At 41.0% G+C, this 14,965-nt stretch carries 18 protein-coding genes and 2 tRNA genes; 6 read left to right on the forward strand and 14 right to left on the reverse strand.

Annotated features, from left to right (window positions below):
• Positions 1–5: 5 nt before the first annotated feature.
• Positions 6–851, reverse strand: coding sequence for a thymidylate synthase (locus J4227_02900; protein ID MBS3109453.1), 846 nt, complete (start codon positions 849–851; stop codon positions 6–8).
• Between the two features lie 286 nt (positions 852–1,137).
• Positions 1,138–1,686: a DUF1003 domain-containing protein gene (locus J4227_02905; GenBank protein ID MBS3109454.1), complete on the reverse strand. Its 549-nt coding sequence runs from the start codon at positions 1,684–1,686 to the stop codon at positions 1,138–1,140.
• 340 nt (positions 1,687–2,026) lie between these two features.
• Between J4227_02905 and J4227_02910 the strand changes: the two genes are divergently transcribed.
• A complete protein-coding gene (locus J4227_02910; protein ID MBS3109455.1) occupies positions 2,027–2,665 on the forward strand; it encodes a hypothetical protein in 639 nt (212 codons plus the stop codon).
• A gap of 23 nt (positions 2,666–2,688) precedes the next feature.
• Here J4227_02910 and J4227_02915 read toward each other — a convergent pair whose 3' ends face one another.
• From J4227_02915 to J4227_02950, 8 genes are all read right to left on the reverse strand, one after another.
• Complete coding sequence (locus tag J4227_02915) at positions 2,689–3,012, reverse strand: hypothetical protein (protein MBS3109456.1); 324 nt, start codon at positions 3,010–3,012, stop codon at positions 2,689–2,691.
• A gap of 157 nt (positions 3,013–3,169) precedes the next feature.
• Positions 3,170–5,257, reverse strand: a complete 2,088-nt coding sequence (locus tag J4227_02920) for a VWA domain-containing protein (protein ID MBS3109457.1) — start codon at positions 5,255–5,257, stop codon at positions 3,170–3,172.
• 100 nt (positions 5,258–5,357) lie between these two features.
• The gene (locus J4227_02925; protein MBS3109458.1) at positions 5,358–5,663 is read right to left on the reverse strand and encodes a hypothetical protein; all 306 of its coding nucleotides are present in this window, start codon (positions 5,661–5,663) and stop codon (positions 5,358–5,360) included.
• A 71-nt stretch (positions 5,664–5,734) separates the two neighbouring features.
• Positions 5,735–6,478, reverse strand: coding sequence for a proliferating cell nuclear antigen (pcna) (gene pcn / locus J4227_02930; protein MBS3109459.1), 744 nt, complete (start codon positions 6,476–6,478; stop codon positions 5,735–5,737).
• Positions 6,479–6,586: 108 nt separating this feature from the next.
• Positions 6,587–7,924 carry an RNase J family beta-CASP ribonuclease gene (locus J4227_02935; protein MBS3109460.1) on the reverse strand — a complete coding sequence of 446 codons (1,338 nt, stop codon included), beginning with the start codon at positions 7,922–7,924 and terminating at the stop codon, positions 6,587–6,589.
• 48 nt (positions 7,925–7,972) lie between these two features.
• Entirely contained in the window at positions 7,973–8,320 is a 348-nt protein-coding gene (locus tag J4227_02940) for a hypothetical protein (protein ID MBS3109461.1), read from the reverse strand.
• 182 nt (positions 8,321–8,502) lie between these two features.
• Positions 8,503–8,586: transfer RNA gene (locus J4227_02945), tRNA-Leu, on the reverse strand.
• A gap of 133 nt (positions 8,587–8,719) precedes the next feature.
• Positions 8,720–8,965 (reverse strand): hypothetical protein, encoded by a 246-nt coding sequence (locus J4227_02950; protein MBS3109462.1) that lies wholly within the window; start codon positions 8,963–8,965, stop codon positions 8,720–8,722.
• Positions 8,966–9,156: 191 nt separating this feature from the next.
• Here J4227_02950 and J4227_02955 point away from each other — a divergent pair, with 191 nt between their 5' ends.
• The 4 genes from J4227_02955 to J4227_02970 all read left to right on the forward strand — a co-directional run bounded on the left by J4227_02955 (position 9,157) and on the right by J4227_02970 (position 11,360).
• On the forward strand, positions 9,157–9,555 hold the full coding sequence (locus J4227_02955) for a hypothetical protein (protein ID MBS3109463.1): 399 nt from the start codon (positions 9,157–9,159) through the stop codon (positions 9,553–9,555).
• A 125-nt stretch (positions 9,556–9,680) separates the two neighbouring features.
• A tRNA-Leu gene (locus tag J4227_02960) sits at positions 9,681–9,800 on the forward strand.
• 287 nt (positions 9,801–10,087) lie between these two features.
• Complete coding sequence (locus J4227_02965; GenBank protein MBS3109464.1) at positions 10,088–10,804, forward strand: hypothetical protein; 717 nt, start codon at positions 10,088–10,090, stop codon at positions 10,802–10,804.
• Positions 10,770–11,360 carry a recombinase family protein gene (locus tag J4227_02970; protein MBS3109465.1) on the forward strand — a complete coding sequence of 197 codons (591 nt, stop codon included), beginning with the start codon at positions 10,770–10,772 and terminating at the stop codon, positions 11,358–11,360. The genes J4227_02965 and J4227_02970 overlap by 35 nt, the downstream gene beginning before the upstream one ends.
• 70 nt (positions 11,361–11,430) lie before the next feature.
• On the opposite strand, the gene J4227_02975 is transcribed toward J4227_02970, so the two are convergent.
• Positions 11,431–12,366 (reverse strand): hypothetical protein, encoded by a 936-nt coding sequence (locus J4227_02975; protein MBS3109466.1) that lies wholly within the window; start codon positions 12,364–12,366, stop codon positions 11,431–11,433.
• Positions 12,367–12,475: 109 nt separating this feature from the next.
• Here J4227_02975 and J4227_02980 point away from each other — a divergent pair, with 109 nt between their 5' ends.
• A complete protein-coding gene (locus J4227_02980) occupies positions 12,476–12,694 on the forward strand; it encodes an HTH domain-containing protein (protein ID MBS3109467.1) in 219 nt (72 codons plus the stop codon).
• Positions 12,695–13,056: 362 nt separating this feature from the next.
• Here J4227_02980 and J4227_02985 read toward each other — a convergent pair whose 3' ends face one another.
• From J4227_02985 to J4227_02995, 3 genes are all read right to left on the reverse strand, one after another.
• Entirely contained in the window at positions 13,057–13,629 is a 573-nt protein-coding gene (locus J4227_02985; protein MBS3109468.1) for a hypothetical protein, read from the reverse strand.
• Between the two features lie 5 nt (positions 13,630–13,634).
• Positions 13,635–14,333, reverse strand: a complete 699-nt coding sequence (locus J4227_02990; GenBank protein ID MBS3109469.1) for a DUF5131 family protein — start codon at positions 14,331–14,333, stop codon at positions 13,635–13,637.
• An 86-nt stretch (positions 14,334–14,419) separates the two neighbouring features.
• Positions 14,420–14,596, reverse strand: a complete 177-nt coding sequence (locus J4227_02995; GenBank protein MBS3109470.1) for a hypothetical protein — start codon at positions 14,594–14,596, stop codon at positions 14,420–14,422.
• Positions 14,597–14,965 lie beyond the last annotated feature (369 nt).

Consider the following 14,965-nt stretch of genomic DNA (forward strand, 5'->3'; position numbering starts at 1 on the left):
ATAAATCAAACTGCCATCGGCGCCTTGATGGAAGGGTGGCTTTGATAATTGTCCAGCCTTATATCCTTCATGGCAAATTTGTAAATGTCCCTTATCTCTGGGTTGAGCCACAGGCCCGGAAGCGGAAATGGGGTCCTGGCCAGCTGTTCCCTTACCTGCTCAAAATGATTGTGGTAAATATGGGCATCTCCCAGCACATGCACAAAATCGCCTGCCTTCAAGCCAGTTGACTGGGCAACCATGTGCAGCAACAATGAGTAGGATGCAATGTTGAATGGCACGCCAAGGAACATGTCACATGACCTTTGGTACATCTGCAATGACAGCCTGCCACCAGCAACAAAGAACTGGAAAAAAGCATGGCACGGAGGCAGGGCCATCATGTCCAATTCACCGGGATTCCAGGCATTGACTATGATCCTCCTGCTTGTGGGATTTTCCTTGATCATCCTTATTGCTTCTGAAAGCTGGTCAATTTCCTTCCCAGATGGCGATTTCCATCTTCTCCACTGCACACCATAAACCCGCCCGAGGTCGCCTTCGAATCCTGCCTTTGGCTTCCAATAGTTAGCTTCGCCATTGGCTGTCCAGATTGTCTTTTTTGAATTATCCCTTGTGCCATAAAGTATCTCGGCCAGCCGTCTTTCATCATTTGAGCCCTCAATGAACCAGAGAAGCTCAGAAACAACGCTGTTCCAGGCGAGCTTTTTTGTTGTCATGGCAGGAAAGCCGTCTTCCATCCTGAACCTTAGCTGCATTCCAAAAATTGCCCTTGTGCCAACACCTGTCCTGTCTTTCCTGTCAGTGCCGTGCTCAAGAACCTGTTTTAGGGCGTCCAGATATTGTTTCATAGCCCAGAATTAAAACACGACTTTTAATAAGATTTTGCTTTTTCAGGCTCTGCTTGTTTAGGCTTTGCCCAAAAACTCGCCTTCCGGCTCGGTTTGGGCATCCGCTCAGCATTGCAGCTTTTTATGCATTGCATTTTTCTCCTCTGCAACCCCGAAAAATGCTTCAACCCACCAGGAATGGGCTTCGCAAAATTGATGCCCAAACTCACTTTCGGGCAAAGCCGCTCTTTTATAGCTGCCGGAAATAGGAACTGGGCCAGCGCCAATGCACCACTCATGTACCTGGCTAAGCGTCCTGTCCATCATCATGTGGCCAGGGCTCTTCAATTTTCTCGATGCCTGCGCCGCTCAGCAGGCTGTCGCCTTTAGTCGCATCAGGTTCACGCGCTTCTTTCTTTTTGCCTTTTCTGCCCCTTGGCTTTCTCGAGGCTTCTTTTATAATTTTCTTGACTGGCTCGCCGAAGGCATAGTTTTCCTTTATTTCCTTCAGCATGGCCAGGATTTCAGCAACTTCCTTTTCTGTCTTGAGATTGACCTGATAGTCCAGCTCGGCATTCAGCTCTGCCTGCCTTGCCATTATATTCTGGCTGATCATGATGAATGTGGACAGGTAAATTGCCTCCAGGCTGACTATCATTGTGAGAAGACCGAATGGATATGGGTCAAAGACATATTTTGGGCCAAAAAGGCCCTCATTCATGAGCATCCACAGCCCGAACCAGACTGTATGGAAATACACAAAACCCATTGTTCCGGCAAAATGGGTTATCTTGTCGGCAATCCTGATCTGGAAAGTCTCCAGCTTTTCGAACTCAATGTTGAGGTTCTTGGACATGAAATGGACGACTTCATTTGTCACATACCATTTCCCGTCCTCCTGCCTGCCTTCGTTTATGCAGTCTTCGCACCTGCTGAAGGATTCGGCCTTCTTGAAGGCGGTATAATTGTCGCAGATTGAGCACTCATAGACCCCTGAAGAGGGAACCCTCTCACCGACAAAGTAGCTTGCCTTGAATTTCTTAGGCAAGATGCTGAATACCTTCTTTTTTTTCTGGTTATTTTCCATCAACCCTGCAAATATCAGAGCCAAATAAATATTTTTTGCTGTGCAAGGGGCATCTGCAAAAAATTTATATAAGGGTCGTGGCAATGAATGAATCATTCAGGGCGTCCCAATGGCAGAAATTAACACCTCCTCAATCATGATTCCGGATATATCTCTTTCCAACCTCTCTGTCACAGACTTCTTTGCAGACATCAAGTCCCTGGCCCTTTTTGTGCTGGCAATGGTCATCTATTCAGTATTTGTCTTCAAGTTCTATCTTTTCCTTTCCAGACGGGACATCCTGAAGCTCAAGGATTACGAGGCTGCCGGCGGATTTGCCGGCTTTATGAAGTTCCTTGCCAGGGTCACCGGCCATACTGTACAAAACCTGGTGCTTATTCCAGTGCTTGTCTTTTTCTGGTTTGGAGTGCTTTCAATCCTGATGCTCTTGCTTTCGAGAAACCATACACCTGACACAATACTCTTAAGCACAATCTCAATCGTTGCCGCTGTCAGGATTACAAGCTATTACAACGAGGACTTGTCAAAAGACCTGGCCAAGATGATACCTTTTGCATTGCTGGGAATTTTTCTTGTGGACATATCATATTTTTCCCTTGAAAAGAGCATTGAAGTCGCTACACAGCTCCCTCTATACTGGAAACAGTTTTTTTATTATCTGGTATTTGTTGTTGCAATAGAATTTGTTATGAGGGGAATTGATTTTCTGAGGCACGGCTTTAAAAAACCCGATAATGGAAAGGAATAGAGCTGAATTAGCCACTAACCTGATTAAGCTGAGTAATTGCCGCCAGGATTGTAGCTTGCAGAATAGGCAGACCTGGATGCGTTGTATCCAGATGAACCCGGGGCAGAAACTGAGCTGTATTTTCCAACATTGCTGTCGCTGGCCAGCATTATGCCTATGCCAATAGCAGCGGCTGCAGCAACTATGAGGCCAATATTTGCCCCTCCGCCTGATGACTGGGATGGCTTGGCATGGCTGTCATGGGAGTGGGATTCTGGCTTAGCATGATGCTCCCCTCCATGGTGGTCAGCTTTGGCAGGACTGCTGTGATGCTCCCCTCCATGTGCCTCAGCTCCGTGATCACTCATCCTTTCACCTTTACACTTTCATATTTTTGTTTGCTTTGCGCTTGCCAAGCACGCTTAGTGCTTTTTGCTTGGAGTTGTAGCGTTAAACGGTTGTTTATATAGTTTTTGGAGCCTTCTGCCAGGCACAGTTTCATGTCCACTAATTTTTCCTTATAGCCTACTGGTCCCAGAACATTACTTTTCCCAAAACAGCGTCCTCCAGTGCAAGAGTGGGGTCGCCCAAGGCTTCAGCTTCCTTTTCAAAATAGATTTTGAAATCACTTACCATCCTCACATACTCATCAGAAACATGGAGTGGCACCGACTGCCTTTCCCAGCGGCCGAGCGCAATTTCCATATCATCAGGTGGGACTATTATGCCTGTTTCATAGTTCATTACCGGAACAGCAGGCCTGCTTTCTGTCATGCCTGCCCTTTCATCATTGACCCAGTTCTTCATCAGATTTACATATCTTGCCAGCAAAATCCCTTTTCTTATGCCTGTATTGTCAAACCAGTCGGCTTCCCTGTCAGGCAAGGTGATTGAAACCTCATCCCCTCCAACTTTGCCTTCCCTGTCCTCATAACTGGATTTGAGCACCAGGGAATTTGATGCGCCTGTTTTCTTCAATTTCAGAATGACAATCCCACCTTTTGTCTCGCCGCCCTGCCTTTTTGACGGGAAAAGGGTGTTTACTTTCATTATTTCCCCTGTTGCCTCATTTGCCTCAGGAGAGCCATAGACTTTCTCAATTTCGTAGCCTACTGATTCAACTTTCAGCAGTAGATTGAATACCAAAGGAGTAACCATATATTCAAACTCGTCATCCATCCTGGCCTTGAATTCGCTGCCAGAATGGACAGAATAATAATTTGCGCCCCTTATCTTTGTTATGTATTCAATCAGCTCTGTGTTGAAATCAACACCAACGCCAATGAATGTGGTGTACACCTTGTTATCCGCGTTTGCCCTTGTCATGCCAAGCAGGCCTTCTTCTCCTGTCATGCCTATATTCGGCATTGCATCTGTGATGAATATTATCCTGTTCTCATATTCAGCAGGGTCTGCATTAATGTATTCCTCAAAAAGCCCAGACCCATCCTTGTATCCCGCTTCAAAATATGTTCCTCCTCTTGGCCCGATCTCGAGAATATGGGACTTGATGGCTTCCATGTCCGTGTCTCCAACCCTGCTTATCCTCTTGCCAAGGTAAGCATGGTCGTCAAAAAGCACCATGCCGAAGCTGTCGTCAGGCTCCAAATGGCCCAATAATGCGGCAACAGACTGTGTAGCAATTTCCATTTTTGTCATCCCTTCATATTCATCAGGCTCTTCCTGGAACGGTTTTCGGTTTCCAAACTGGTCATAATAATACTTGTTGAACCTGGATGACATTGAGCCGGAGATGTCCAGGACAATCACCAGATTGAGCTTTTTCCTCTGGAAATCAGCTTCCTTGATTCCGGAATTAAGGCCAACCTGCAGGTAATATTCGTCCTCTTTGGACAGCGGATCCTTTGAAATAGCATAACTGTATGACGGGCAAAAAAGCTTGTCACAAGGCTTTGCTTCGCCTGTGTCAAAGAAATAATCATAATACAATCCTTCATATGTTATATCCGTTGGGACCGGAAGGTAGCCATTCCTTATGTTCTCCCTGAAATTGTTTATGTCCTTTGCGCCGCCAACTGAAAAGCCAATGGTGTCTGATGCTGAACCAGCTGATTCCATTAGAAGTGCGCCACCGACTGAAGAGCTCCTGATAGTTATGGTACCGTAGAGGCCTTTCATAAATAATGGCACAAGCATTGCAGCAGCAAGCAAGACCACAAGAATGAAAATCGATATGAGCGCAATTTTTACACGATGCCTGATAGAGTAATAAACACCATAAATCAGGGCAATAATCCCCGCTGATGAAACAATAATTGCAGCTGTTTCCAGCTGGAATAAAAACGCTGCCAATATCATCAATCCACTGAAGACGAACGGATACAAGACAAGGGCAATGCCAAGCCTTTTCCTGCGGTTGATTCCTCTCTCATCAGGTGTCCCCTTTGCAATCAGGTAAATGCATGTTCCAAAATAGGCCAGCAGCAAAACAATGCCTGCCCATACAACATAATTGTTCATAATTATGCTTGACGCAGGGGAATAAACCCAATCATCTGTGCCCCTCACCAACCTGTTTACAATGTATAATAATATGAGGACCCCGGCAATTACCGTCGGAATTTTTACTTTGTTGTGCTTGAAGTCTATCATTATTGGCATAGCAATGCTTGTTGATATAAATAAGTATCCTTGGCTTTAAGATGGATGGAAGTCTTTGCAAAAAATCAAACCGAATGCATGGATTCTTAACCTAGTGTGGAAATAGAAACTCTCCGAGCAAGAAAAGAATACCCCCTACTCCCATTAACATTGGTATGTACAGCAACCATGCCCTGTCCTTATGCTTAATAGTGGCAACAACGGAACTTATTCCTCCAGCTATGACCAAAAGCATTGCAACCAGGCCAGGGATTATGACATAAAATCTCGCGACGTCATCATTACCGGGTCCGGCTATCATTATTGCAACCCCATACTGGATATGGATGTATGCAAAAGCAGAAACAGTTAACCAGAAGGAAACCTTGCCTATTTTTGTCTTGGGGAACCAATACATAACATTCCCTTCGTATAAGACGATGTTGGCCTATTAATAATAAAATTTTTTAAAACCATTCTGCCAGGGCACTAGTCCTTGTCAACCCTCGGCGCAAGAATGAATGCAAGCATTATCTTGTCCACTTCCTTGTACTCAAGCTTCAGTGGATAATCCTTGTTGAACTGGATTGTGACATTCTCTGATACCTTGCTTCCCTGTATCATTTTTTTAAGGTATTCAATAGAATATTTTGCCCTTATCTTTTCTTTTGACTCGCTGATTATCTTTGTGTCAGCATCTTCCTTGACATCGGTCCTTGAGTTGCTGAGGTCGCCCTCTGCTTCCATATGGAACTTCTTGCCATCCACATTGAATGAAACCGACTCTCCTACAATATCAGCATCCTCAATTGCATCGTTCAGGATTGAGCTGGTTGTCTTGACAGCAACCGGGAACTTTAATTCGGGCACTCTTTGCTCTTTTTCATCCATGTCAATGACTGCGAGCGAGAAAGTCCTTGTTGTCGCGCCCTTTAAGGTGAGCTTTAGCTTGTTATCTTCCATTTCAACTGTAAGAGTGTCGTTTGGCTTTGCCCTTCTCAGCACCTGCTTGAGGTTTGAGAGGTTTATGCCAATATCCACTTCCTTCTTGACATCGTATTCAACAAAGCAGCTGCTAAGAAGCTTGAAAATCACCATGGCCACATTTGCCGGGTCCATTGCCACAAGCTCTATGGCATCAGGAGTAACCTTGAATCTGGCCTCATTCACCAGCTCAGAAATGATTGAAATGCTGTCCTTGAAATATTTTGGCTCTGCAAGTGATAGCTTCATTTTACACCCCTATGTTCAAGCAATGTGGTAATCTTGTGATATTTAAAGCTTCACATTTTTGGCATAAAATATGCACATTTAACGTCGGCAAACTCGGATTTTCAGAAATCACTGCCTGATTTCAATCCTTCCGCCGTTTCGCATCAGAAATACATTTCTACCGCGCCTGTATCCCAATTCTTCCGCAAGGGTCAGGAGCTGGCCGGTTTTTTCAGGGTCGCCATGCGCCGGGATTATGTTCTTTGGCCGGAGTATCTCCAAAAGCTCCCTTATATCCTCGCGCCCGGCGTGTCCTGAGACATGGATGTCCCTGAAAATCCTGACATGAAATTTGTTGAGCTTGCTTTCAAGGGCATCCCTGCAGGTCCTGTTCAGCTCAGTCGGAATGACCTTGCAGGAAAATATCACATGGTCATCAGGGTCGAATTTCCAGCCAAGTTCGCCCTCAACCATCCTGGACAATGTTGCCTTGGGCTCGCCCTGGTGCCCTGTTACAACCAGGAGGTATTTTGACTTGCCCTCTTTCATGATTTTTCGCATCCTTTTTTTGACCTGGCTCCGGTATTTTACGATCTCGACATCCTTGGAAAAATAGGCAATGCCGCAATCTTCAGCTGCATAGACATATTTGGACAATGACCTTCCCATGAAGACTATCTTTCTTCCCATCTTCTTTCCAAACTCGACAATGCTCCTCAGCCGTGCAATGTGCGAAGAGAATGTCGTGACAACCACTGCCTTTTTCCTGGAATCTGTCCCAAGCATGACATCCTTCAGCAGCTGCTTTGCAACGCTTTCAGATGGCATCTTAATCGGGCTTCCGGCATATGTAGAATCCACGACAAGGCAATGTATGCCTTTTTCCCCAAGCTTTTTCAGCCTTTCGAAATCAGGCTTTTTGCCCAGAGTCGGGTATAAGTCAAACTTGAAGTCATTGGCATAAACAACAATGCCTTCAGGCGTATGCAGGAAAGCCATTACAGTATGGGGAGTGGAATGGGTAATCTCAAAGAACTCGAGCTTGAGGTTATTGCTTATCTTGTATGTCCCGTTGCAGTTCAGCACCTTGATCTGGCTCCTGAACACCCTTTTATCATCTTTTACTATCCTGCTCAGGACCTGGGCTGTGTACGGCGAGCAAATGACAGGCGCGTTGAACCTGTTGGCAAGGAATGGGACGCCGCCCAAATGGTCCAGGTGCGCATGGGTGGGCACGATGGCCACGACTTTTTCCTTCCAGTCCTCAATTGCTGAAATGTCAGGCAAGGCCTGGACCTTTATCAATTCCCTTGTGTCCCAGACAACCAGGTCCTCGTCATCTGTGTACCTTATGTAATTCTCAAGATGCAGCCCAATGTCGAAAATTACAACTTCCTCGCCGACCTTGACTGCTGTGCAGTTCCGCCCAACCTCGTCAAAGCCGCCTACTGTGCATATTTCAACCATAAAAGGATAAGAGCCATTGTTTCAGTATAAATATATTTCCAATATGGATTAGCCTTCAGTCTCGTCAAAGAATAACTTAAGAATTTCACCGATTTCCCTTAGGGCATGATTCATTCCGAGGGCCCGTTCCAATGCGACAGCAGGGAACCTTCCCAGCTCCCTGAAATCATCTATGCCCCTGACATTTTTCCCTTGCCCGCTCAAGATTATGACCTCGGCATGTCTGTCAATCTCTTTAAGCAAAAGAGCGACTTTTGACCCTTCCTCATGTTCGTTCAAGAGTCTTTGGCAATGGACTCTAATGTCATCAGCCTTATGCATTATATCTTGCCTATCTGCACGATTATGAACTAAACCAACCAGCTCCTTTATCTCCCTATGGAGGCTTCTTACCATGCCATGATCATTTTAAGGATTAATATTTATAATTATTGTTCCACATTTAATCTGGATGTGCTGTGGTTATGATTTTGTTCAGAGATAGCCCAAGCTGCGCCATTAGCGATAATTCAAAAACAGGGAAATCGCGTCGAGAGGCTTTATGCCTCTCTTGTTTTTGTGCAGTTTTTCTCAAAAACTGCGGGGGAAGGGATTCGAACCCTCGTAAGCACTAAGCTATACGGCCCTGAACCGTACCCGTTTGGCCACTCCGGCACCCCCGCAAATGTAGCGACATTTGATAACGCACTTAAGTGGGGTCTTCCTCACTTTGTTCGGAAACCCCACGAACTCTATACCATTCGATAAAGTCAGCAGGAAGAGGCACTTTTGGATGTTTAAAAAGCTATTGCCACACTAAATAAATGGGATGCTTAATGCAAATACCATTACCAGTATTTTCAGAACTATATTTGCTATTATGCCGTATGCAAGAGGCCGATTTCTATTGTAGAACACAAAGACCAAAACCACCAATATTGCGGATTCCAGCCAAAAGTTAGTGCTCCATCCAATCAAAGGAAGCACAAAGCCCAGAACCAGGCCAATTAGCCAGTGGGCCACGAAAAGCCCGGCGAGGAACCAGAGTATCTCCTTTAGCATTCAAATCACAGATAATCCACTTGCAATAGGATATAAATAATTTACTATGGGGCTGTATGAACAGCACAATCAGTTTTGTGGAATGCGGTTCCTATCATTTTTTTGGCCAGTTCCATGATAAATCAATTTACTTAGTAATATTTATATACTGATTAATCAATATCTTGGCTTAGATATAGGTGATTACCAGCATGAAACTCATCTTTGCAGAGGAAGACTCAATTTTCGGGATTGTCATAGGCTTAATCTTGGTCGGACTTTCCGGGAAGTATTTTGGCTTGCCTAAAAACCTGGATATTCTCTGGGGCATATTGTTCTGCGTTTCGCTGATCCTTTCATTCCTTGATTTTTTCCATAGCTTTTCCAGGATTCACAGGCACATTTCCCTTGTTGCCCTTCACTGGATTACAAATGTGATTGACATCACGCTTGAGATTACTTTTGTGGCATTGTTTTTCAACATGAATATCCCCTTGGTGAGCACAATGACCGTGCCATTATTCCAGGACATGGCCTGGCTGTTCTATGCCGGGGCATGGTTTGTGGTAAGCAATGTATTCTGGACAATAATGTACCCGTTTGCTGAATAAGCCAGGATCCGCAAATTTCTGATTAACCAAAGACACGAGCTTACTGCCAGGGCGCATTTGAACTAGGGATCATTTAATTAGCTTTTTAAAAGGAAGTTCTTTTCATTTCTCCAAGCCAGATTCTCGCGGAGGTAGCAAAGTCTGGCCAAATGCGATAGACTCAAGTTGCCATGCGTAATGTTCGCTGGACCCATGATAAATCTATTCCCTTAGTGGGTTCGCAGGTTCGAATCCTGCCCTCCGCACCTCATCTTCTAATTTTATCGACGACAATTTCAAAAAGTCTGAAAATTATACACACGATTTTACACAAAATAATGCGTATAATCTTGCCATAAATTTCGACAAAAAAGACCAGTTTTTCGAGTTTATTGACCTTCAAAACTACAGTTCTTGCCACGTAATACACTTAAAATCCTACTACAAGAAGCACTTTCACAACAAGTCATTTGAAAGCCCTATAGAATTGCAGAAATACATACACACGAAAACTAAAGGTTTAAAGTCAATTATTATGACTGCTCGAGTATACTTGAGATTCTTAGAGCAATACGATATGCTACAAAATGCGATTGTTTTGAAATACTTTAAAGTGCTGAAAAATAAAGAAAGCAAAAAAGACTTTTTTGTCCCAATAGACGAAGAAGTCATCAAGACTTTCAATAAAATAAAGAGTCATAGTGCATTGCGATTAATCTACTTGATATTAGCTACTTCAGGAGTGAGATATGTTGAATGTCTGTCCTTCTTAAAAGACTATGACAAAGATAAGTTTACTGTTCATTCTAACTATGTAAGCTATAATGTGTCTGAGCTTCGACACACTAAAAATATTAACAATATCTATCTGCCATTGTTTGTCTACAATCAGCTTAAACCTGTAACAAATTCATATCACTGCTTGAGACAGAAATATCATCTCAGAAAGTGCAGTTTTTCGCTGAAATATCTTCGAAAATGGCAATACAATTTCTTGATATACAACAGTGTGCCTGAATCTGTAGCTGACTTTATTCAGGGACGAGCTAACAGGTCAATATCTGCCAATCATTACTTAGCTAGAAGCCAACAAGCTGACTTCTGGTATGCTAAAGTTTGTGACAAGCTAGAGTATCTATTTTCTGTTATGCAGCCTCAGAAAACTAGCACAAGTTCTCAGGCATACTTGGGCGAGCTAAATTCTGTTAATTCGGTAACTATTCGAGGTGAGACAAATGAAAGTAGGAATATACGCAAGAGTAAGCACTAAAGAGCAAAATGTCGAAAATCAAATGAGTGAGCTAACGAAATATTGTCAAGCCAGAAACTATGAAATCTTTAAAGTGTATACTGAGGTAGGAGTGTCTGGCAGCAAAGAGTCAAGACCCTCATTTGACTGCTTAATGAACGATGCTCATAAACGCAAGTTTGACATTCTGCTTGTCTGGAAACTCGACAGACTTAGCAGAAGTCTTAAGCACTTACTCAACACCTTAGACACTCTAAACTCGCTAAATATCTCATTTGTGAGCTACAATGACAACATAGACACAACTACTCCTCAAGGCAAGCTAATGTTCCAGCTAATTGGTGCCTTTGCTGAGTTTGAAAGAGAACTAATCCGTGAGAGAGTTTGTCTTGGTCTAAGACGTGCTAGGACCCAAGGTAAAGCTCTAGGACGCAAGAAGTTAGACATAAACAAGTATCAAGTAGCACAACTTCGAAGTCAAGGCATGAGCTTAAGAACTATTGCTAAAGAACTTAATGTTAGTGTTGGAACCGTCTATAACTTGTTAAGTGTTCAAAAAACCCTTCTGCCAAAATGAGTTTTATTTATAAGTAAAGTGAGCTAATTTGACTGTTCAAATAACATGTGTTTATTGAACACCAATCTAGTTAGTTAGACTGTTTTACACCACTGCATACGTTATATAGCTTAGAACAATAGGGTATATCATTTTGTTTACAATCAGCATCACTAAGACATTCTACGCATTCATTTAGTTGAACGTAGGTTTCATAATTAATTTTACACTTTCTTAGAAGTATTTCATCATCTCCGGAACCAGCGTGCCATCCCCATTGGTAGCAATCAGCATTAGATGTGCACTGAACACAAGTTCCCTTCTTACATGCAGGATGATTTTTATCCTTGCAGTTATCATCAGTTGAACATTCAACACAATTATTATTGATACAATAAGGCTTGAAAGAGAGACAGTCATTATTAGAGGCACATTCACCACATTTGCCATTAGTTCCACAATGTGGTTTATCTCCAGATTTGCAGTCTATATCACTACTACATTCCGTGCTTACACATTTATTATCCCTACAATAAGGTGTAGTGCTGTCACATTCACTATTGTAATTGCAACAACCAGCTATTTTTTCATGCTCACAAGTGTAAATAGTCTCCTTACTGCAAACCTCATTTGTGCAGACATCAAAATCATAGCATAATTCAGCACAATTATCAGTAAAGTATGATGCAAACCCGTCAACATACCAATTTCCTTTATCATATATCAAATGAACAGCTGGTGATTTGAGCTGAACAAACATATTGCCGGAAACAGTATAATAAGCATAAGCATCCTTTTCATTCTGAATAACAACCTTGTCATATATTATTTGAAAATTGTTTTTGTCTACCACACTTTTTACAATCATAAAAACAGTGAAATCAGTTTCGTTTCTCAATTCCCTTAATGAAGGTGTGAAATAATGATAGAGTGAAATCCAGTCTCCATTCTGAAAGGCGATAGCAAATCCTTGTGCAGTTTGAATAGCCTTATTTTCTTTATTTGAGCAAGCTGTTAGAATTAGCAAGCTTACAACAATAAAGAATAATTTTCTTTGTTTCGTGTTCTCACCTAGTTATACCTGTTACAATATTATGGCATCTTTTCATATATAAATCTTGGTATAATATTGTAACATGAAACGTAAGCCCTTAGAGATAAAAAAGCAGATTCTCAAGATTCTAAAAGAAGAACGTGAGATAAGTGTCAAGAAACTAGAAAGAAAAGTCAATACTAACTACCAGACTATTTTGAATAACTGTGAAGAGCTTGAGTTCTTTGGGCTTGTCAAGATAAGTAAAACTAAAGAAAAGAGTCTGAATGGAAGAGAGTATCTAACTGTAAAAATAATTTAGAAAATTCATTTCTGTTATGACAATTGAAATGAGCGAATGAAAAGCTGAGAGGCTATCTAGCCCTTTTATGTATAAAATACTCAATGTCCTGAAAACTTGAAAGAAACCTTAAGCCCTTTAATATGTAAAATGACGTTTAATTTGACTAAAAAAGAGTGTTTGCCCTTGGATTCTTAAATGCTAAAGTGTATATTGCCAGTATTGGAAATCCAAGGACCCTCTTTAATTCTTACACTCTATTAAATGTCTTCATTTATCACCTCTTTAATGCAAAGTCGCATTCTGCTTAATCACTTACTTAATCATTTAATATATATCTCACTTAATGAATATCTCTCTATTTTGATTAATATCTCTCTCTTTCATTGACTTTCTATTTCTTTCCATAAGTAAGTCTTTCTATTCTTATTATATACGCTAAAAGTTCTATCTTTCAAATTTGTAGTCTTCTTATTTGCAGATAGATAGTTTGCCAAGCAAATAAATGCATTCTTAGACAAAGCTAATGGAAATTCAAAGCTCATAAGCAACTGTCCCGCATTTTCATTATAGCCAATAACAGAATTTATTACATATGAGACTTGCTCACCTTCTCTGCTTTTAGCAAAGTAATGATATTTCTTGCATTTCCCACTAGCTTCTTTGAAAGTTACCTGCAAATTGACTTTCTCAGGAATCGTATTGTGCTCTCTTAGAATGCCTTCCGCAATCATCTTTTTAAATTCTTCATCATCGAATAAGCTAGATTTATCTAGATTATCAGATTCTTTATTGCCAATTAGCTGCCACAAAAAGTCAATTCTATCATCGCTTATTGCAATTCCAAGTTTATCAGCCAATTCTTTCAGTGTCTCTTTTCTGTTATAAGGAAATAGTCCTTCTTTCTTATATTCTTTATATGTTTTTAACAAATTTATCTCTTCTTCACTAAACATCTTTATCACCTATTTTCAACAAAAGACAAGATTTTTGCTTGCCCAACTAACCAATTAATTTTTGGAAATTCCTTTATCTTTTTTGCATATTTGAAATTGTCTTTCATCCAAACAGCAATACCAAGCTCTCTTGCCTGAGCAATTAGCTTATCAGCCCACTCTTGCTTTGGCTTTTCTGCATCATAATTCGAATTAGCTCCAATTATAATCCAATTAATACCAGTCAAGTCTATATTTATTTCTTCTAATAATGGCTCAAATGATATAAATTTCAGATTTGCTTTAGTTTCTTTCAGAAATTGCAAATTCTTATTAGCTCTTGCCTGAGTATCTAGTGTCGTCCCAATCCACACATTCTTATATTTTCTCCAATCCCAATACTTATATCTCTCAGGATTCTTAGTTAGCAACTGAAATGTGTGCTCAGAATGTTTATTGATATCAGCCAAAACAGCTTCAATCCAATCTACAATAACCCATTCTCCAAACATATCAGCAGCACTACCAACAAAAATCTTAGCTGACTTCTCTTTTATCTCATGAAATCGATTCAGTCTTTCAGCATGAAATCTCGGCGTCATATCATAACCCATTCTTATGAGATAACAATATGAACATCCATGAAGACATCCACTAACAGGATTCCATGAGTAATCGCACCAGTCAATTTTATCTTGACCTTGCTTATTGAATGCTTTTACCATTCTATCACCTCCTTTATAGCTCTCGCTAATATATTTCAAAATTCAAACAAGTTTAGCGAATCGTTAATTCAAATTACTAATAGAAATCATAACTTTATATCACCCCCTCTTTCGATAGAGATGATTCTATTTCTTGCAATTTCATAGATTTTGTTGCTTTTAGAAATCACAACAAAGTTGCTATCTTCCTTGAGAATTACGCCTTTAATAGCTATATCTTTGCCATTATCACTAAAGACAATCTTATCTTTATATTCATTCATTTCTAATTTTCATCTCTATTGCATTTCTAAGAATTCACTTTACTTCAATATCTATTATAAATGTATTAGTATATAAATCTTTCTATTTTTCACTATCAAATAGTAGTCCTTAAATCAGATTTTCATATATGAAGATAAATATAAAGATATTATATATGAAAATAATTAGTTCATGCTCGATAAAAGAATTCTGTTTTGTTAATGGCTATAAAGCTCTAACAGCAACAGACCTAGTGACTGAGCTAGAAAGAAGTAAAAAGCAAAGAAGCATCGGGAAACCCAGCTAGAGCCAGCTTGGTGTCAAAAGGTGAGTAGTATCTCTACCAAGCTTTATATATGGTAAATTTCTAGAATTGTGTGAATAAGCAA

The sequence above is a fragment of the Candidatus Woesearchaeota archaeon genome (assembly GCA_018303405.1).
In the GTDB taxonomy this organism is placed as follows: Archaea; Nanobdellota; Nanobdellia; order Woesearchaeales; family JABMPP01; genus JAGVYD01.